Here is a 19,383-nt window from a genome sequence, read left to right as displayed (position 1 = left end):
ATCAGTGTCCTCCTCCGCCGCCTGCGGCTTTGGCCGGAGAAAAGAAAAACGTCACGGGAATGACCATGGCGCAGAAAAGTGCGAGGTAGCCGAACACATCCACGTAAGCCAGAATGGTCGCCTGTGAGATGAAGGTCGTATAGAGTTGCCCGGCGGCGGTTTTCATCGCCTGCGCGAGCGGCTGGCCGGTCATGCCGGCAATCGTATGCGCCGTGCGCTGCAGCGTGTCGTTGTAGTTCTGCGAGAGCGTCGTCGTATGGACCGACAAATGCGCCATGCGCGCCTGGGTGCGCTCGCGAATCAGCGCGGTGGATAACGAAATGCCGATCGACCCCGCCACGTTACGGAACATCGTAAACAGCGCCGAGGCGTCGTCGTTGAGTTCGCGCGGCACGGTCAGATAGGCGAGCGTCGTAATCGGCACGAACAGAAAGCCGATCGCAATCGACTGCGCGCTACGCATCTTGACGAGCGTGTCGTAGTCGACATTCGGCACGAGGGTATGCGAGTAGGCAAGGGCGAGCGCGAGCAGCAGAAAACCGGTCGCCACGAGGAAACGCGTCTGCACGTAGGGCATCGCGCGGCTGATGATCGGAATCTCCATGACGATCAGAATCGCGCCAGGCGATAGCACGAGCCCCGCCAGCGTCGCGGTATAGCCGAGTTGCTGCTGGGCGAGTTGTGGCACGAGCACGGCACTGCCATAGAGCATCATCGCAAAGGCCGCCATGGTGATGCAGCCAAGCGCGAAGTTACGATCCCTCATGCACGCCAGATTCACCACGGGCTTCTTCGCATAGAGCAGCCACGCTATCGCCCCCGCTATGCCCGCCACCGCCAGCGCCGCAAAGATGCGAATGAACGTCGACGAAAACCAGTCGTCGTCTTCGCCGCGATCGAGCATCACCTGCAGGCAGCCGAGACCGATCGCGATCAGCGTAATGCCGATATAGTCAATCGACACCTTGCCGCTGTCCTTGTTGCGCCACGGCGGATCTTCGACCAGCTGCATCACGGCGAGCGAGGTGAGAATGCCCACCGGCACGTTGAGCAGGAAGACCCAGCGCCACGAGAAGTTATCGGTGATCCAGCCGCCGAGCGTCGGGCCCAGCACCGGCGCAACCACGATCGCCACCGCCGAAATCGAAAACGCGCGTCCCCGTTGTTCAGGCGGGAAGGTGTCGAGAATGATCGACTGCTGGTTCGGCTGCAGACCGCCGCCGAAGAACCCTTGCAGCAGCCGGAACACGATCAGCTGCATCAGGTTGCTGGCAATCCCGCACAGGAACGAGCAGATTGTAAACGCCACGATGCAGACCAGGAAATAGCGCTTGCGGCCCATCACCCGGCCAAGGAAACCTGAGATCGGCAACACGATGCCGTTCGCCACCAGGTAGGAGGTTAAGGTCCAGGTCGCTTCGTCGTAGCTGGCCGACATGGTGCCGGCAATATGCGGCAGCGCCACGTTGACGATGGTGGTGTCGAGCACTTCCATGAACGCGGCCAGCGTCACGACGATCGCGATCAGCCATGGATTGCCGGCAGGCTTCCAGTTGGCCTCGCTCATTTCAGGAAGACCTTGGGCGACACCGAAAGTCCGAGACCGAGAGGCTGATCGCGCGGCATGCCGTCGTCGATCACGATCTTCACCGGCACGCGCTGGACGATCTTGACGAAGTTGCCGGTCGCATTTTCCGCCGGGAAGGCCGAGAAAACCGAGCCGCTGCCGAGCTGCACGCTGTCGATATGACCATGCAGTTCGAGCTTCGGATACGCATCGACCTCGACGTTCACCTTGTCGCCAGGGCGCATGCGCTCGAGTTGCGACTCCTTGAAGTTGGCCGTCACCCAGACGTCCGGCGTGACGATCGAGAACAGCGACACGCCCGCCTGCAGGAAGCTGCCGTACTGCACATTGCGGCGCGTGACCCAGCCATCGGAGGGCGCCCGCACTTCGCAGTACGAGAGATTGAGGCGTGCCTGCTCGAGCTGCGCCTCAGCCTGCTGAACCTGCTGACGGCGTTCTTCCACCGTCGCCTCGGTCTGCCTGATCTGCTGCGGCACGAGGCTCGCCGTCTGCTGCTGGGCTTGTGCCTGCTGCACGCTGGCGCGGGCGGTTTGCTGCTGCGCGTCGGCGGTATCGATGTTCTGCTGCGAGGTGGCGCGCTGGTCGACCGCATGCTGACGCACGTAGGCGGCCTGCGCCTGCTTCAGGTTGGCCTCGGCCGAAGAGGTTTGCGCCTTGGCCTGCAGGTACTGCGCCGGATACTGCACCCGCGCGATATCGAGCTGGACCTGGGCCGCATTCAACTGCGCCTGCGCGAGCCCCAGTTGAGCCTGGGCGGCGTCCACCTGGGCCTGATACTCGCGCTTGTCGATGACGACCAGCAGCTCGCCCTTGTGCACGTAGACGTTGTCGTTGATCGCCAGCTGGACCACGTAACCCGAGACTTGCGGCGCAATCGTGATGGCGTTGCCGTCGGTGTAGGCGTCGTCGGTGGTGACCTGGTTGCGGGTCGCGAACCACCAGATAAACGCGCCGATCAGCAGGATCACGGCCACTACGGCAAGGATGATCAGCGGCTTTTTGCTCTTGTTCTTTCCGGAGCCGTTGGCGTCCTTGCCATCCTTTTCGTCCTTGCCGTTGCCGTTATTGCTGTCCTTGTCGTTTTTGCTGCCGTTGTCGTTCTTGGTGGACCGGTCGTTCGCGCCGTTCTGGCCGCTCGCCGCGCGCCCGGAGTCGCCGGCGCTGGATTGCCGGTCGCGTTGCTGGTCTTCATCACCGTGGGATGGAGCGGTCTGGTCAGACATGACGATTCGTTCCGATAGGGCGGTGCCCGCTGCGGCAGCAATCGTTGTGCCCAGTTGCCTGGCGGATCGCGACGGAACGCCCTTGAACGCCATAGAGCCTGCTGTAAGCGCCATATGTTTGTGTCTGGGCGCGGCCTGTCGTACAGTCAGGCGAAACCGAATTAGGGTCGCGCGCGGTATCGGGCACGTTGTCTGCAAGCCACCCAGTTCGACCTACACTGATTTTATCGATTCGTCAGAGGAGATCGTCACGTGCAACATGCGGAGCGCGCCGTCGTCGACTTACCCCTGCCGTTACGCAACTTTGCTGCAACGCGGCGCATCCTGCTCGTGGTGTTCGTCGCCTCGATCCTGTTTCCGCTCGCCTGTCTCGCAGGCTACGGATACTTCGACTATCAGCGCCGGATTGCCGATTCCGACAACATGATCGACCGCCTCGCACGCGTGACCGACGAGCAGGCGGTCAAGGTGCTCGATCTGAACCAGCAGATCATCGCCCGTATTCTCGACCTGCTGGGTGACGACGACGCGGCCGCGATCCGCGCCCACGAAGGCGAGATCTTCCAGCACCTGCGCGAGATTGGCGGCGACTTCCCGCAGGTGGCGGCCATTGCGATCTTCGACCCGGCGGGCAAGCTGCTGGTCAATAGCCGCGTCTTTCCCGCCCCGGACGTCTCGGTCGCCACACGCGACGATTTCCTCTCGGCAAAGGCGATCCGCCCGTCGACGTACTTCTCGCTGCCGATGTACGGGCAGGTCTCGCAGACCGATGTGTTCAACACGACGCTGGCCCGCTCGACGGCGGACGGGCGCTTCCTCGGCGAAGTCTCCATCGCGCTGCGCAGCGACTATTTCTCGCGTTTTTACAGCGACCTGACGGGAGGCGACCCATCGCTCGCGCTCGGCCTGTACCGCCAGGACGGCCAGTTGCTGGTGCGTTATCCGGGCTGGCCACCGGGCACCGAGCTGTCGGCGCATACGCCGTTTACCGATGCGTTGCGCGACAAGGAACTGTTCGGCCACGTGCGGATGACTTCGAGCGTCGACGGGGTGGAGCGGCTGCTGGCATTCCGCCGGGTCGCCGACTATCCGCTGTATGTGATGAGCGCCTACGCCACCTCCGCGATCTATGAGCAGTGGTGGCACCACTTCTTCCTGATCGCGACCATCACGGTGGTGCCGTGCATCGCCATCTGGCTGCTGGTGTTCTTCTCGCTGCGCCAGCTCGAGACCGAGCGTCAGGCCTGGGAGCGCTGGCAGGGCGAAGTGGCGATGCGGCTTTCCGCCGAGGCATCGACCCGTCAGTTGCAACGCATGGGCGCGCTCGGCAATCTGGTGGCCAACGTCGCGCACGACTTCAACAATCTGCTGATGGTCGTCTCGTCCAACATGCAGATGGCCCGCCACAAGGGCTTCAACAACATGGAAAACGAGGTGAAGGCGGTGGAGCGCGCCACCTCGACTGCGGAGGCGTTGACGCGCCGCCTCCTGAGCGTGGCGCGCAAGCAGCCGCTCAAACAGGAGCCGGTCCAGCTGGCGAAATGGCTGCCCGGCGCCGCCCCGCTGATCGACGCGGCGGTGGGCGACAAGGTGCAGGTGAAGCTCAATCTGATGGACGAGATCTGGCGCGTGCTGGTCGACCCGACCGAGCTCGAGTTCGCCATCATGAACCTCGCGGTCAACGCGCGCGATGCGATGCCGCGAGGCGGGCGCTTCGCGATTCGCTGCCAGAACGTGCGGCTGGTGTCGAGCGACACATTGCTGCCCGATGGCGAATACGTGCTCATCACCTGTTCCGATGACGGCGAGGGCATGGCCGAGGCGGTGGCGCGCCGCGCCTTCGAGCCGCTTTTCACGACCAAGCTGCACGGTTCTGGCACAGGCCTCGGGCTCGCGCAGGTCCTCGCGATGTGCGAACAATCGGGCGGCACCGCGAAAATAGACAGCGTGGTGGGCAGCGGCACGACGGTGCGTCTATATCTGCCGCGTTACCGCGAAGCGCGGGCGGCGCAGCCGGTAGTCGCCACGGCGACCGGCGACGACCACTCCGCTGCGCAGGGCGTGGTGCTGCTGGTGGAGGACAACGCGGATGTCGCAGCGGGCATCGCGGCCGTGTTGCAAACTTTCGGATGCGAAGTGCATCACGAAGCGACTGCGGACCGGGCACTTGATGTCCTCACCGCCGGGGAGACTTTCGAACTGGTGCTCTCCGACATCCAGATGCCCGGCAAGCTGAACGGCGTCGACCTCGCAGAACGGGTGCGCACTTCCTGGCCCGCCCAGAAGATCGCCTTGATGACCGGCTACGCCGACGAACTGGAACGCGCCAAACATATCGGCGTGGCGATTCTCGCCAAGCCATTCAATATCGACGAACTGCATGCGCTCGTGACTTGCGAGTGACGGTGAACCGGGTGAGTCTGGTGAACTGGCGGGACTGTCGCAGGTAAGGTCATCCTCTCCGCTTGAATTTTCTACACGGCGTTGCAACTCCCCAAGGCTGCCGGCGTCGCCGACGCGATCCGGCGGACGCGCGTAGACTCGAGCCCTGTTGTTGCAGGATGGAAAATGCGTGGCCATCGGGCGGCGCATTAGCAGCACATGAGCAGTAAGCGAGCAGCAAATGCGAAGCAACCTTACGGAGATTATTCGATGGAACAGAGATATTTGGGCGCGTCCGGCTTCAAGGTTCCGGTGCTCAGCTTCGGCACGGGAACATTTGGCGGCAAGGGCGAATTCTTCGAGGCGTGGGGCGCAACCGATGTCGCCGAAGCACGCCGTCTGATCGATATCTGTCTCGACGCGGGCGTGACGATGTTCGACAGCGCCGACATCTATTCGAAAGGCTCGTCCGAAGCCGTGCTCGGCGAAGCGATCAAGGGCAAGCGCGACAAGGTCATCATCTCGACCAAGGCCACCTTCCGTTTCGACGATGGGCCCAACAGTGTCGGCTCGTCGCGTTTTCACCTGATCCAGTCTGTCGACGCCGCCTTGAAGCGTCTGCAGACCGACTATATCGACCTGTTCCAGCTACATGGCTTCGATGCCAAGACGCCGGTCGTCGAAGTAATGTCGACGCTCGACGATCTCGTGCGGGCAGGCAAGATCCGCTATACAGGCGTGTCGAATTTTTCCGGCTGGCATCTGATGAAGTCGCAAGACGTGGCCGACCGTTATGGCTATCCGCGTTACGTCGCGAATCAGGCGTATTACTCGCTGGTAGGACGCGACTACGAATGGGAGTTGATGCCGCTCGGACTCGACCAGGGCCTGGGCGCGGTGGTGTGGAGTCCGCTCGGCTGGGGGCGTCTGACCGGCAAGCTGAAACGCGGTCAACCGTTGCCGGAAAAGAGCCGCCTGCATAAAACCGCTGACATGGGTCCGCCGGTGCCGGACGAATATCTGTTCCGCGTGCTCGACGCGATCGACGAAGTGGCGGCCGAAACCGGCAAGACCGTGCCGCAGATTGCGCTGAACTGGCTGTTGCAACGTCCCACGGTTTCGACGGTGCTGATCGGTGCGCGTAACGAAGAACAGTTGCGGCAGAATCTCGGCGCCGTCGGCTGGAATCTGACGGCCGAACAGATGGCGAAGCTCGATGCCGCCAGCGCAGTGCGCCCCGTGTATCCGTACTGGCATCAGGAAGGCTTCGCGGAACGCAATCCGTCGCCGGTGTCAGGTGGAGCGTCGTAACCTGCAGTTGATGGCGGGTGGCCGGCCTTCAGTTCGTGGCGAGATGCCACGGGCTGAAGGCCGATGCTGTTATCCCTTCAGCATTTCAATCATGGTCACCATCAGCGTGAACATGCCGATGCAACCACCTAGCGTCACCGCGCCCTGCATGAAGTGCGACATATTTGAGGTCTCCTCGTGCTTAACGAAGGCCTCAATTTAACCTTAATTGAAAGAATAAAGAAAGCAAAAAGAAAGGTTTGGTGGAATTGAAACACCAGGGATAACCCTTGAACAAGGTCCTGTTTCGAGAACCACCCGTTCCGGTAAATGCCTCTCGGCCTGCACGAGCGACGGATATACTCACAAGCGTCGTCAATCTTCCGGGACAGGGCCGCCTCATGCGCTTCTCACCGCAGCGAACGCTCGCCGCGATCGTGTTGCTGATCGCCACCCAGACCGCTCTCGCGCAAGCGCCGAAAACCGTGTTCCTCGAAAACCTCACGTGGACAGAGGTACGCGACGAGGTGGCGGCAGGCAAGACAACCATCATCATTCCCATCGGCGGCACCGAGCAAAGTGGACCCGACGTCGCGCTCGGCAAACACAACGCGCGCGTCGCGGTGCTGTCGCAACGCATCGCGCAGGGACTCGGCAATGCGCTCGTCGCGCCTATCGTGGCTTATGTGCCGGAGGGTGGTTATGCGCCGCCCACTTCGCACATGCGCTTTCCGGGCACCATCACGATTCCGGACGACGTCTTCGAAAAGATGCTCGAATCCGCCGCCAACAGCTTCGCTGTGCATGGCTTTAAAAACATCGTGTTTCTCGGCGACCACGGCGGTTATCAGAACGATCTCAAGCACGTCGTCGCGCAGTTGAACAAGTCGTGGGCCGGCACCTCGACGCGTGCCTTCGTGCCGCCGGAGTACTACGGCACAAGTTCGGACGGCTTCAACGCGATTCTGCGCGAGCATGGCTTTCACGACGACGAGATCGGCACCCATGCGGGACTCGCAGACGTGTCGCTGCTGCTCGCGGTGGCGCCGCAAATGGTCCGGCTCGATAAGCTGCGCAGCGGCCCGAAGCCAGGGGCCGCCGATGGCGTGTACGGCGGCGATCCGCGTCGCGCGACCGCCGAGCTCGGTCAGCAGGGCATCGACGCAATCGTGTCGCGCACTGTGGAAGCAATCAGGAAAGATACGGCGGGGCACTGAGGTGCGTGCGTTGTGCATGGCATTGTCTGTCGCCTCGTCCTCGTTGTCCGCGTTGTGCTTGTGGTGCGCTTATATGCCGCTCGTTCATGGAGTTCGTCGCTATGGCTTACCGGTCCGGTCGCTGGATGCAGCTCGTGTCGCTGGTTGGGGTGGTCCTGTCAGGACTATGGATGACTAGCCTCGCGGCGGCGGCAGCGCCCGCCGTCACGACCGTGGCGGGTATGCCGCCGGTGGTCAACGCGGGCAACCTGTACAGCGAGGCGGGCGCCAATCGCATGAGCGCCGCCGTAGCCGGCGCGCTGCCACGCGTCTATGTGCCCAACCTGCGCTCGAACGATGTCTACGTGATCGATCCGGCCACCTTCAAGGTGGTCGACAGATTTGCAGTCGGCCGTAGTCCGCAGCACGTGGTGCCCTCGTGGGATCTGCAGACGCTGTGGGTCGCCAATAACGCCGAGGGCCGGCTCGATGGCAGCCTCACGCCGATCGATCCGAAAACCGGCAAGCCGGGCAAAGAGGACATGGTCGACGACCCCTACAACATGTACTTCACGCCGGACGGCAAGGAAGCAATCGTAGTGGCCGAGGCGCGCGCCCGGCTCGACTTCCGCGACGCTCACACGATGGCGCTCAAGTCGAGCCTCGAAGTGCCGGAGTGCAAGGGCATCAACCACGCGGACTTTTCGATCGACGGCAAATACGCGCTCTTTACCTGCGAATTCGGCGGCAAGCTGGCGAAAATCGACATGGTGAACCGCAAGGTGCTGGGCTATCTGCAGCTCGACGCCAAGGGCATGCCGCAGGACATCCGAATCTCGCCGGACGGCAAGGTGTTCTACGTGGCGGACATGATGGCCGATGGCGTGTTCGTGGTCGACGGCGATAGTTTTACCAAGGTCGGCTTTATCCATACCGGTATCGGAACGCATGGGCTGTATCCGAGCCGCGACGGCACGAAGCTGTACATCTCGAACCGCGGCTCGAACCGTGTGCATGGGCCCAGGCATGGCCCGGGCAGCATTTCGGTGCTCGACTTTGCCACGCGCAAGGTGCTGGTCACGTGGCCGATTCCCGGTGGCGGCAGTCCCGACATGGGCAACGTCAGCGCGGACGGCAAGATGCTATGGCTGTCGGGCCGCTTCGACGATGTGGTGTACGCGATCGACACGACCTCGGGCACCATGCATTTGATTCCGGTCGGCATGGAACCGCATGGCTTGACGGTGTGGCCGCAGCCGGGACGTTACTCGCTAGGGCACACGGGGAACATGCGCTGATGCGGGAGAGGGTAAGGGCGACAAGGGCGCCCGTACCGATGCCTATGCCTATGCCGAAGTCGACGCAAACCGGTCAGGAGGTCTTCTCCTTTACCCAGTTTTTGGTCTTGTGATACCCGTGGCTCGTCGTGTTCGCGACTGCGTGCCCGGCGGTCTTCGCGCCATGCGCCACTGCATGGCCCGTTGCCTTCGCCCCGTGCGCAACCGCATGACCGGCATCACGGAACGCGTGTCCGGTTTCCTTTCCAGCGGTCTTCACGTCGCTCTTGAATTGATGTGCGGCATCGGAGACGTCCGCATGGGCCATCGGAGTGAGCGTGGCAAATGTCACTGCTATAAGCGCGGTCAGCGCGCTGAGCTTCTTCATCACACAGGTCCTGAAGTAACGCCGGGGCTCGACGCGAGCCCGGCCGTTGAAAGACAGATCAAGGGCAAAACAAGGAACCACTAAAGAGCACCGCTTGCATCGAGCATGACGGCGGCGCGGCCTGTCAGCAGCAGGCGCTCGTCACACCGCAATGCGAAGTGGTACAGAATATTATTCTCGTTGCCGCTCAAGCGCTCGGCTTCGACACTCAAGGGGCCATCCAGCGTATCGAGGCGCGCCACCTGCGCATCGACTTCGCGCACGCTGGCCAGAAAACCTGCCCGCGGACGTTGCTGTCCGGCTGCGCCCAGCAGCGCACCATGGACGGCCATTGCCTGGGCAGCGTACTCGATGCCACACACCGCAGCGAGGCGTCCGTGCGCACGCAGCGGATTATGCACGTCAAGATGACTGGTGGCCATACAGCGGATATGGTCGGCGTCCCACTCCGCGACGTGGTCGAGCAGGCACATCGCGCCGCTGTGCGGGATCTTCGTGGCAATCCACGCGCGGTCGAGCGGCGGTGAAAGCGGCAGGGTTGAAGTCATCGCGTTGTCTACTCGCTAGAGCCGTTCGGCACAGTGATATCGAGTTGAAGCTGTACGTCCTGCAGATAATCGAGTACGACGCTCGCTGGGCGCTGTTTCGCCAACGCTTCGAGCAAGGGCAGGGCGCGGGCGGCAGGGTTGCTGCGGCGCATCTGTTCGAACTCCGGCACGGCAAGCACGCTGGCGGGCGTGTCGGTGAGGCGTGCGTCGATGCGCGCCAGCGCGCTGGTATCCGTGCCTGCGGGTGTGCGCACATCCGCACCTTGCACTGGCGAGAGCAGCAGCGCCACGCCGAAAGCGTCGGGGACCGGCCGGACGTCGCGCATCGGTGCCGGGTACTCGGTGTCGAAGACGATCAGCAGCGTGGGCACCCCATCGACCGCCACCTGGCAAAGACTCTCGAGGAGGCCCGCGGCGAAACTGCCGTCGTACGCGCACAGCACGTTGGACGGCGCCATCGCCCTTGTCGCAATGCTCCAGTAGCCGGCCGGCGCGTTATGGACCGAGTTGTGGAAACGGGTGGGCGAGAGCTTGCGGTCGTCGCTCGCGAGCGTCTCGCAGATTGCATGGCAGTTCTGACCATCGCCGCCCGATGCCGAAAACACCGTGGCAAGCGAGGCGGCATCACGGCCGCTTGCCGCCACCGCTTCATGGCCCACCGCGAGGGCGAGTTTAACGCTGGTGCCGGTGCGGCGCCGCTCGGCGGAGGGCAGGCTGGCCGGTGCCGGCACTACCGTGCGCGCAGCCTCGTAAGGCGCGCGGCCGGCTAGGATGGCCTGGGCTTCGACCCAGCTGGCAAGGCCCGGACCTATCAAACCGACGCTTTCAATGACAGCGCTCAAGGGAATCATCACGCTGCCCTCCCGTTGTCTCCGCTAGTCCCGTCAGATGCTTGATCCGCATGGCTGAACCCGCGGGTGAACAGCAGGCTGCAATTGGTGCCGCCAAAGCCGAATGAATTGCTGAGCACACTACGCAGGCTGGCCGGCCGGCTCGTCAGCAGATAGTTGAGACCCAGCGCTGGGTCGGCCTCGCTCGTGTTGATGCCGGCGGGCAGCCACTGCTCGCGCAACGTCAGTGCGGCGATGACGGCTTCCAGCGCTCCCGCCGCGCCGAGCGTATGGCCGGTCGCCCCCTTGGTGGAACTGCAGGGCGTGCCGTCGAACAGCGCGTTGACCGCGAGGCTTTCCGCGGCATCGTTGCTGGGCGTCGCCGTGCCGTGCAGGTTGATGTAGTCGATCCGGGCCGCAGCGATCCCGCTACTCGCCAGGGCTTGCTCCATCGCAAGGCGTGCGCCGAGTCCCTCGGGATGCGGCGACGACATATGGTACGCATCGCTCGATTCGCCGATGCCGGCGAGAAGGATCGCATCGTCGGCAAGCGGAGCGCTTGCGCTGTCGTCTCCATCCGGCACGCGCTCGAGCAGCGCAAACGCCGCCGCCTCGCCGATCGAGATGCCGCTGCGATGGGTATCGAAAGGCTTGCAGGGACCATTCGAAAGCAGTTCGAGCGAGTTGAAACCATACAGCGTGGTGAGACACAGCGAATCGACGCCGCCCACCACGGCCGCATCGATCAGCCCAGCGGCGAGCATGCGGCGCGCCGAGCCGAACACTTTGGCGCCCGACGAGCATGCCGACGAAACGACCAGCGCTGGACCCTTCAGCGCAAAATAAGTGCGCACGAAGCTGGCGGACGAATAGGGATTGTGCGTCTCGGCATAGTGAAACCCGGTGGGCAGGGCACCGCTTTGCGGATCGCGCTGCCGGTACGCGAGTTCGGTTTCGAGGATGCCAGCCGTGCTGGTGCCGATAAACACGCCGACACGCTCTGCGCCATAGCGCTGCGCTGCCGCCGCGACAGCCTGCGCAAAGCCGTCTTGCGTGAGGCCGAGTTGCGCGAGCCGGTTGTTGCGGCAGTCGAAGTCGCGCAGGTCGGCGCGCACCGGCTCGTCATTGACGCCTTCGACCTCGCCGATCCAGGTGTCGAGCGTCGCGCGCTCGAAGCGGCACGGTGAGAGCCCGCCGCGTTGCTCGCGTAGCGCGGCAAGCGTGGCGTCGAGGCCGCGTCCGGCACAACTCGTGGCGGTGAAATGCGTGAGCAGGAGAGGTTTCACGACGGTTCGGTCCTGTTACGGTTCGATGGAACGGCCCGGGCGGATTGTGCCAACCCAGGGCCGGCCGATGACGCCGAAGTCCTTGCGTCAATGGTAGCAAACGGCAGGCTCGTGCTATCCGGCGTCTCAGGCATCTTCAGCTCCCGGTGCGATTGCAGCGCGCAGCGTTGTGCAACGCAACTGCGCAGCCGCGGCTGCTTCGAGCACGCGCGGCAATACCTCAAGCACCACCGGTTGATTGTGCGCATCGCGGGCCGGATTGCCGTCGTGCACGAGCAGGATGTCGCGCGGCGCGAGCCCGCGCAGCAGCCGCTGCGCCACCACCTCGGCGTCGCGCGTGCGGGTATCGAAGCCGCGCCGGGTCCAGCTCGCCAGATGCAGTCCAAGTCCACACAGCACCGGTTCGAGGAACGGATTGCGCAATCCGGCTGGTGCCCGGAAGAAGAGCGGCCGCGTCCCGGTAATGTCCGTCAACGTCTGTTGCGCCGCCGCGATTTCGCGCTCCAGGGCACGCGGCCCCGTCACCGAAAAGTTATGACGATGCCGCTGACTGTGATTCTCCACGGCATGGCCACGGGCGACGATCGCTTCGACGCAGTGCGGATAGCGGCGCGCCATATCGCCGATGCAGAAGAACGTCGCGCGGGCGTCGTAACGGTCGAGCAGGTCGAGGATGCGCGGCGTGACCTCGGGATTGGGGCCGTCGTCGATGGTCAGCGCGATCTGTCTGCCGGCGCTTTCGGGCAGCGCCGTCCAGTTCAGACCCAGCAGCGTGCTGCGCGGCCACAAACCAGCGGCTACCAGCGCCAGATGCGAGGTGACGAGACTCCCCATCGCCCAAGGCCAGAGCGCCGGCTGTGCCAGGAACGCTGCCGCAGCGCCGACATGCAGCGCGGCCGAGCCGGTGACAAAAGGCGACGGCTTCCAGCGTCGTGCGACGCCAGGCGCTGCATACGAGGTACGCGAGGGCGATGACGTGCGTGGTGTCGTCGAATTCATACGCGCTCTCCAGTACGGCGTGCTGCCGCTTCGAGTGGCTCGACTGTTTCTGCTGTTTCGGTCGCGTCACCCCGCGTGATGGCCGGTGCGAGAATCGCCGAGAACAAAAGGGCGAGGATTGCGCCCGGACCCACGGTCAAACCGAACGCCTTGAGCAGGGGCACACGGGCGAGCACCAGCAGTCCGAAGCCCGCCACGGTCGCGAGATTGGCAATCAGCAGTGAAACCAGAGTTTGCGGGGCAATACTTAGGCCCCCTGTCGAACCACGGTTGGGCTTGTTGAAAAAGAGCGCATAGTTCGAGCCCACGGCGACGATCAGCAACATCCCGATCAGATGCAGGATAGTCAGTTGCTCGCCCGCCAGCGCGAGGCCCGCGCTAACCACCAGCACGGCGGCGATGAGCGGCGCGAGCGTGCGGACCACTGCCTGCGGCGAGCGCAGCGCGATCAGCAGCAGCACGACGATCGCGCCGAGCCCGGCGAGCGACAGATGAATATCCTCGCGCACGTAGTTGATGTAGAGACGATCGGCTTCCGCCTTCATGTCGACGAAGAGCGCGTCCGGCACCTGGGCGCGTGCGACCGCGGCGCCGATCGTGGCGGCGTCGAGGCTCGGTTCGTCGGGGGCGGCGGCATGCCCTGCGTTCTGCGCGCTATCCGGTGCGCGCAGCGACAGCATCGCGCTCCAGCGGCCTGCGCGTTCGGTCAGGAGAGCGTCGACGGCGAGCGCCATCGAAGTGCCACGCAGATCCGCGCGCTGCAGCAACGGCTGCTGACGGGCCGCCTGGACATCGGCAATAAACGGTGCGAACGCCTCCGGCTTGACGCTGATAGCCTGATTGGCGACGGCCTCGCGCATCCGTGCCGTCAACTCATCCGCGGACGGCAGGCTGGCGAGACGCGCGCGCTGAGCAGCAATGCTTGGCAGATACAGCGCCGGACTTTCGTAGCCCGCCAGCACGCCCTTGTCCACGAGTGGCTGCAATTGCGCGGACACCTTCTCGGCGCCTTCCAGCACCGCTTCCTGGCTCGCACCCGAGATCACCACCAGATAACGCACGTCGGGCGCGCCTACATCGGCCCGCAGGCTTTCGTCGAGCGCCTGGCTTTGTGCCGACACCGGGCTCAACGCGGACAGTTCGTGACTCCAGACATGCTGGCGATGAAAAGCCAGCGTTGCGACCGACGCCACCAGCAACGCGACCAGCAGCCAGCGCAGACGAGGTGCGGCGGCGGTCAGCGTGGCGAGTCTTGCGCCGAGCGGGGCGACGTCGCGAATCGCGAAACGCGCGCCGCGCAGATGCGGCAGGACGAAACGGGTGACGAGCGCTGCCACGACCAGGCCCGCGATCGAATACGCGCCCAGTTGCACGAGGCCCGGGAAGCCTGAAAACAGCATTGAAGCGAACCCGCAGACCGACGTCAGCATGCCGAGGCGGATGGTTGGCCAGTAGACGGCAATCCAGTTGCGCAGCGTCGCATCTTCGCGCAAGGATGCAGAACCAGCAGCAGACAAGGCACCATGAGCCTGCGCGCGCGAAGACTGCACGAACAGATAGATCGAATAATCGACCGCCTCACCGATCAGCGTGGTGCCGAAGCCGAGCGTAATGCCGTGCACCGTGCCGAACGCGAGGCTGACTGCGGCGAGCCCTGCCGCCACGCCCGACAGTACCGGCAGCAGACCAAGCAGGAGCGTGAGGGGCGAGCGGTACACCACCAGCAGCAACGCTACGATCAGCAGGAGGCTAACCACGGAGAGGCGGGCAACGTCATGCTTGATGTTGTCGCGCGTCTCGACGGAAAACACGCCCGGCCCGGTCATTACCAGGCGGAACGCGGACGGATTCGGGACGCTTCGCTTCGCGGCATCGAAAGCCTGTTGCAGCGTGGCCATGGCGCGGGCCTGAGCGTCGGTGTCGGAGCCGGCTCCGGTGGTCTGCACGACCATGACCGCACGCTTGCCGTCGCGCGAGGCCCACACGCCTTCCTGCGACCTCGGTTGCGCGCCGCTATCCAGGCGGTTGACGAGCGCGGCAACTTCGCCGGTCGGATCGTGCGGCAGCAGCTCCTTGGTGAACATGCCCGCGGATGAGCCGAGCAGATCGAGACTGTCACCGAGCGCCTGATGCAGGCCGTCTGCGGAGAAACGCTGCGGCGTCACCGCAGGGCTCAGCACATAGCGATGCTGGAAGATGAACTGCTGGTCGCGCGTCTCGCTGACGGGTTCGCCGTTGTTTACCGAGGCAAACTGCGTGTCGCCGCGCAAGCTGGTGGCCATGTTGCGCGAGAGCGCCGCGCGGGTCGCAGGATCGCCACCTTCGATGCCCACCAGAATCAGCCGCGACACCAGGCCGTCGCGCAACTGGTCGACCAGCACGCGCTGGCCGGCGCTCGGCGAGCGCGGCAGGAAAGCGGACAGGTCGGCGGTGAACGTCGTACGGCTGATCACCACCGCGCAGGCCAGCAAAAACACGAGCCATATCAGGACGGCGCGTTGTCGCAGCAGCCGCCCCATGCCACCTGGTGATGTACCGCCGACAGACTGCTCGCGCATCAGTTGGCCGCGTCGTTTTGCAGGCGCATCAGCGAATGATCGCCGTCGGCCTGCTGGATCGCGACGGTATGCAGAACGTCGCGTGTACCCGTCAGCGTAATGGTGCTGATCGTCTTCAGCATGCGGGAATCGAGCGGGGTGAGCGTGAGCGTCCAGTCGTCGCCGGTTCCCGTGACCGCCACCTTATACACCTGCTCGAGCGCGAAACGGTTGCCCGATAAAGTCGCGCGAATGCTTTCGATGAAAGCCGACAGATCCGGGTACTGCGTCAGCGCGAGCGTGTACTTGTGGCCGTTGCGGGCAATCGTCAGTTTGTCGCCGTCGACTACGAGGTCTTCCGGCTTCGGGTTGTCCGTGCGCTTTTCCAGATGGTCCGGTGCTGTGAACGTCAGTTCGCCTGAGGATGTCACGGGCTCGCTGGCGATCGACAGATACTTCGTTTCGACGAAGCTCGCGCGCCCGGATTTTTTCTGTCCCAGGGTGGACATCAGACGGTCGAGGTTCCAGCTCGTGGCGTCGGTGCTGGCCGCGGTGGCGGCGCCGGCGGCACAGCAGGCGCTGGCAAGCGTCAGCAGCGCGGCGAGCGTGCGAAGCCGGCAGCGCAGGGAAACACGGGGCAGTGGGCGGGCTGCAGTCATGCGTCAGGTATTCCTGCTCGTGGTGGTGATCGTCGTATTGATCGCGGTGAGATCGGCGCTGGACACCAACGGTGTCGCGAGCCTCCGGCTCGCCTGCCGGGCGACGGGTTCGGCCGTGGCTTCACCGCGTGGCTGAGTTTGCACCGTGGCCGCCACTTCGGGCGCGGTCTCGACCTCGACCCTCGTCGCAGCAACGGTCTGCGGTCCACTCGCGGCTGCGCCGTCGGGAATCGGCTCGGCGTGCCAGAAATCGAAGAAGTTGAACCAGTTGTACGGCGCAGCGCGGCAATGTTTTTCGAGCAATGCCGCGTAGCGCGTCAAGGCGGCCTGCACCTCGGCGCCGCGTTTGCCGCGCTCTACCCTGGAAAAATCCGCCAGCGTTTCGAAGTGAATATCGTAGCGGTTGCCGCCGCGATACAGTCCGGTCATAAAGATGACCGGGCGTTTGAGCATGGCCGCCATATGCAGCGGCCCGAGCGGAAACGCAGCGGGCGCGCCGAGAAAATCGACCCAGCGCATTGAATCGCGGGCGTCACCCAGTATGGTGCGGTCGGCGAGAATGCCGATCATGCTGCCGGTGTCGAGATGCTCACGAACCTTGAGCATCGAATCCACCTGTCCCAGGCCGATCACGGCCTGCTTCGCCGCCGGGTTGATGGACGCAAGGATCTTGTTAGTCCGGCGCGCGTTGTCCTCATACATCGTGATGGCGACCCGCAGATTCGGCTGGGTACGCCCGAGCGCCCGCATGACTTCGAAGCTGCCCAGATGCGCACCCATCAGGAACGCACCATGCCCTTCGGCCAGCGTGTCGCGCATGACTTCTCTGCCGTGCACGCGCAGGTCGAACAGGTCGAAGCGGTCGTTGAGCAGATAGATGCGGTCGTGGATGGTCGCACCGAACACGATCAGGTGCCGCCAGACGTCGAGCCAGGTCGCCGGCCGTCCGAGGGCGCGCGTGAGATAAGCACGCGACGCTTTGCATGCGGCCGGGGAAAACAGCATGAAATAGGCGCTGGCAGGCGAGAGCACGATACGGCTTACGCGCCGGCCGAGGCGTAGCGACAGCCACGTCATGAGGCGCATCAGCGGAATGTTGCTGCGCTCCTTGCGTTGGGTCCAGGCGGGGCGTTTCATGAGCACACCGCCTCGGTTGCTGGAGCTACTGGCGTGGCCGGGGCGGCTGGCTCCATGCCAGCCAGCAGGCCGCTCGCCACGACGCGGGTTGCGGCGTTGATGGTGAAGCGGATGGCACCGCTCGCCGTGATCTCGAAGCTCAGATCGAGCGGTGTGCCCGGTGTAGCCGGACCTGGAAATTTGGCGGAACGCAGGCGGCAGGCATCGAGCGACCGGTTCAGCGCGGTGCCGATCGCGCTGATGGCGTGGTCGAGCAACACCACGCCGGGGACGATCGGCTGGCCGGGAAAGTGTCCGGCGAGGGCAGGGTGGTCGGGGGCGATGGTGAAGCGAATCGTTGAGGTGGCGGGGCGCGCGCCGGCGGCCGGGCTTGCGGACGACGCAGCGGCTGCCGGTTGCGCGTGCCGAACGTGTTGTGCCTTCCGGGCCTGTTGCATCCCTTGCATCTGTTGCGTCGATTGAGCCTGTTGAGCCTGTTGAGCCACTAGCGCCGTCAGCACATCACGCGGCAGCTTGCCCGTTGCGTTGCGCGGCAGCGCATCCACGAAGTACAGCGGGCGCGGCATGAATGCGGCGTCGATGCGTTCGCGCAGCGCACGCTGGAGATCGGCGGGCGCAAGGCCGGGCGCCACCACAAACGCAGTCAGACGCGTCACCTGCTCGTCGCGCCCTGCGCCGGTGATGCCCGAAGTGCCCGCGGTGTCGGCGGTGTCCGCAAGCGCAGCGGCAGGTTCGTCCGGCATGAAGAACACACCATCGACCACGCCAGATATTTCGTTTAACTGATGATTCAGATAACCCAGCGAGGTCCGCTTTCCGGCGATATTGATGAGATCGCCCTTACGGCCATGCAGCAGAAAACGGCCGGCATCGAGCAGTTCGATTGCGTCGCCCAGCGGTAACGGCGCTTCGAGGTGACCACCGGACGCCCAGACCGTAGCGTCGCCGTCTCGTGGCTCACCTTCACTTTCGCCGCTCGTATCTTGAGCATCGCCGCTGCGCCGCGTCTCCAGGCTGATGCCCGGATAGAGATCCCAGGCGGCTCCCTGCGCGGTACGGCGCGTTGCGATCTGGCCGCTTTCGGTGCTGCCATAAATCTCAAGCAACGGTGCGCCGATACGTGCCTCGGCGGTGCGCGCCAGTTCCTGCGTGAGCGGCGCAGTCGCGGACAACATCAGCGAGACCGGCGGCATCGCCTGGTCGGACAGCATCAACGCGCGCAGGTGAACCGGCGAAGTGACCAGCACCCGCGGCTGCGGGACGGCAGCGAGTTCGGCGGCGACATCGCCCGGATAGAACGGCTGGCGGTTACTGAACGCAAAGCCGCCGATCAACGCCAGCAGCACGGTGGTCTCGAAACCGTACATGTGCTGCGGCGGCACCGTGCCGACCAGCGTGCAGGCACCCATCCCGAACAGGCCGAGACGGTCCGCCGAAGTGCGCAGGCACTGCACCAGGTTACCCCATGTTTTGCCATGCGGGACCGGCGCGCCGGTCGAACCGGAGGTGAACAGATAAGCCATGACACGCGTCGCGTCGATTTGCGGCACGACGGTTTCTGCAGCAGCGGGGAAGAGGGTCGCGGAGTCCGCTAAACCAGCTGAGGAATCCTTGCTGGAAGACCCACAGGACTGCGCAGCAATACCTGCCGACGGAAACCGGAAGCGCGGCAATTCCACGGCGCAGTCGGCGGCATCGTGCAGGCAAAAAGTATCGGGAGCAAACGACGCCAGCTGGCGCACCGCTTCCGGCGTATGCGCGGAAGGTAGCAGGCTGATCTTGCCTGCCACCAGGGCCGCGCAAAGGCCGACCGCGAAACGATAGCGGTCCGTGCACATGTTGAACACATGGCCACCGGCCGGCAGTGCCTTCCCGAGGGCCGCCACGTCGGCGAGAAACTCGCGTACGGAGACCGGCGTGCCGTCGCGCCAGGCAATCGTCTGTTCAGACGACGAGTGGAACAACAAAGGAAAGCTCGGCATAACGTCAGTCAGGGCAGTTACCGTGGCTCCGCGCTACGCCATTCAAGGCTGCGCGGAGGTT

General features: G+C 64.3%; 15 protein-coding genes. 4 read left to right on the top strand and 11 right to left on the bottom strand.

The genetic code is table 11. The features are described from left to right. Position 1 precedes the first annotated feature (1 nt). Complete coding sequence (locus BUS06_RS12835; protein WP_074264595.1) at positions 2-1,567, bottom strand: DHA2 family efflux MFS transporter permease subunit; 1,566 nt, start codon at positions 1,565-1,567, stop codon at positions 2-4. After that, the gene (locus BUS06_RS12830; protein WP_074266072.1) at positions 1,564-2,811 is read right to left on the bottom strand and encodes an HlyD family secretion protein; all 1,248 of its coding nucleotides are present in this window, start codon (positions 2,809-2,811) and stop codon (positions 1,564-1,566) included. Before BUS06_RS12830 ends, BUS06_RS12835 begins: the two co-directional genes overlap by 4 nt. 252 nt (positions 2,812-3,063) lie before the next feature. Between BUS06_RS12830 and BUS06_RS12825 the strand changes: the two genes are divergently transcribed. The 4 genes from BUS06_RS12825 (at position 3,064) to BUS06_RS12810 (ending at position 8,977) form a co-directional block, all read left to right on the top strand. Next, positions 3,064-5,214 carry a hybrid sensor histidine kinase/response regulator gene (locus tag BUS06_RS12825; RefSeq protein WP_074264594.1) on the top strand — a complete coding sequence of 717 codons (2,151 nt, stop codon included), beginning with the start codon at positions 3,064-3,066 and terminating at the stop codon, positions 5,212-5,214. 249 nt (positions 5,215-5,463) lie between these two features. Then, on the top strand, positions 5,464-6,504 hold the full coding sequence (locus BUS06_RS12820) for an aldo/keto reductase (protein WP_074264593.1): 1,041 nt from the start codon (positions 5,464-5,466) through the stop codon (positions 6,502-6,504). 380 nt (positions 6,505-6,884) lie between these two features. Beyond that, positions 6,885-7,700, top strand: a complete 816-nt coding sequence (locus BUS06_RS12815) for a creatininase family protein (RefSeq protein WP_074264592.1) — start codon at positions 6,885-6,887, stop codon at positions 7,698-7,700. A 125-nt stretch (positions 7,701-7,825) separates the two neighbouring features. Further along, complete coding sequence (locus BUS06_RS12810) at positions 7,826-8,977, top strand: YncE family protein (RefSeq protein ID WP_429288493.1); 1,152 nt, start codon at positions 7,826-7,828, stop codon at positions 8,975-8,977. A 73-nt stretch (positions 8,978-9,050) separates the two neighbouring features. Here BUS06_RS12810 and BUS06_RS12805 read toward each other — a convergent pair whose 3' ends face one another. The 9 genes from BUS06_RS12805 to BUS06_RS12765 all read right to left on the bottom strand — a co-directional run bounded on the left by BUS06_RS12805 (position 9,051) and on the right by BUS06_RS12765 (position 19,322). Further along, a complete protein-coding gene (locus BUS06_RS12805) occupies positions 9,051-9,344 on the bottom strand; it encodes a hypothetical protein (protein ID WP_074264590.1) in 294 nt (97 codons plus the stop codon). 80 nt (positions 9,345-9,424) lie between these two features. After that, positions 9,425-9,892: a hotdog family protein gene (locus tag BUS06_RS12800; protein WP_074264589.1), complete on the bottom strand. Its 468-nt coding sequence runs from the start codon at positions 9,890-9,892 to the stop codon at positions 9,425-9,427. Positions 9,893-9,900: 8 nt separating this feature from the next. Continuing rightward, entirely contained in the window at positions 9,901-10,743 is an 843-nt protein-coding gene (locus BUS06_RS12795) for a beta-ketoacyl synthase chain length factor (protein WP_074264588.1), read from the bottom strand. Continuing rightward, positions 10,743-12,008, bottom strand: a complete 1,266-nt coding sequence (locus BUS06_RS12790; RefSeq protein WP_074264587.1) for a beta-ketoacyl-[acyl-carrier-protein] synthase family protein — start codon at positions 12,006-12,008, stop codon at positions 10,743-10,745. Before BUS06_RS12790 ends, BUS06_RS12795 begins: the two co-directional genes overlap by 1 nt. A gap of 126 nt (positions 12,009-12,134) precedes the next feature. Continuing rightward, complete coding sequence (locus BUS06_RS12785) at positions 12,135-13,007, bottom strand: polysaccharide deacetylase family protein (RefSeq protein ID WP_074264586.1); 873 nt, start codon at positions 13,005-13,007, stop codon at positions 12,135-12,137. Continuing rightward, on the bottom strand, positions 13,004-15,565 hold the full coding sequence (locus tag BUS06_RS12780) for an MMPL family transporter (protein ID WP_074264585.1): 2,562 nt from the start codon (positions 15,563-15,565) through the stop codon (positions 13,004-13,006). Before BUS06_RS12780 ends, BUS06_RS12785 begins: the two co-directional genes overlap by 4 nt. Next, positions 15,565-16,203: an outer membrane lipoprotein carrier protein LolA gene (locus BUS06_RS12775; RefSeq protein WP_074264584.1), complete on the bottom strand. Its 639-nt coding sequence runs from the start codon at positions 16,201-16,203 to the stop codon at positions 15,565-15,567. Before BUS06_RS12775 ends, BUS06_RS12780 begins: the two co-directional genes overlap by 1 nt. Before the next feature lie 3 nt (positions 16,204-16,206). Next, positions 16,207-17,340 carry an LpxL/LpxP family acyltransferase gene (locus BUS06_RS12770; protein ID WP_083611411.1) on the bottom strand — a complete coding sequence of 378 codons (1,134 nt, stop codon included), beginning with the start codon at positions 17,338-17,340 and terminating at the stop codon, positions 16,207-16,209. Beyond that, positions 17,337-19,322: an AMP-binding protein gene (locus tag BUS06_RS12765; RefSeq protein WP_074264583.1), complete on the bottom strand. Its 1,986-nt coding sequence runs from the start codon at positions 19,320-19,322 to the stop codon at positions 17,337-17,339. Before BUS06_RS12765 ends, BUS06_RS12770 begins: the two co-directional genes overlap by 4 nt. Positions 19,323-19,383 lie beyond the last annotated feature (61 nt).

It is taken from the genome of Paraburkholderia phenazinium (genome assembly GCF_900141745.1).
In the GTDB taxonomy this organism is placed as follows: Bacteria; Pseudomonadota; Gammaproteobacteria; order Burkholderiales; family Burkholderiaceae; genus Paraburkholderia; species Paraburkholderia phenazinium_B.
The sequence above is the reverse complement of the archived record's forward strand: the minus strand, read 5'-3'. Positions and strand labels throughout refer to the sequence as shown.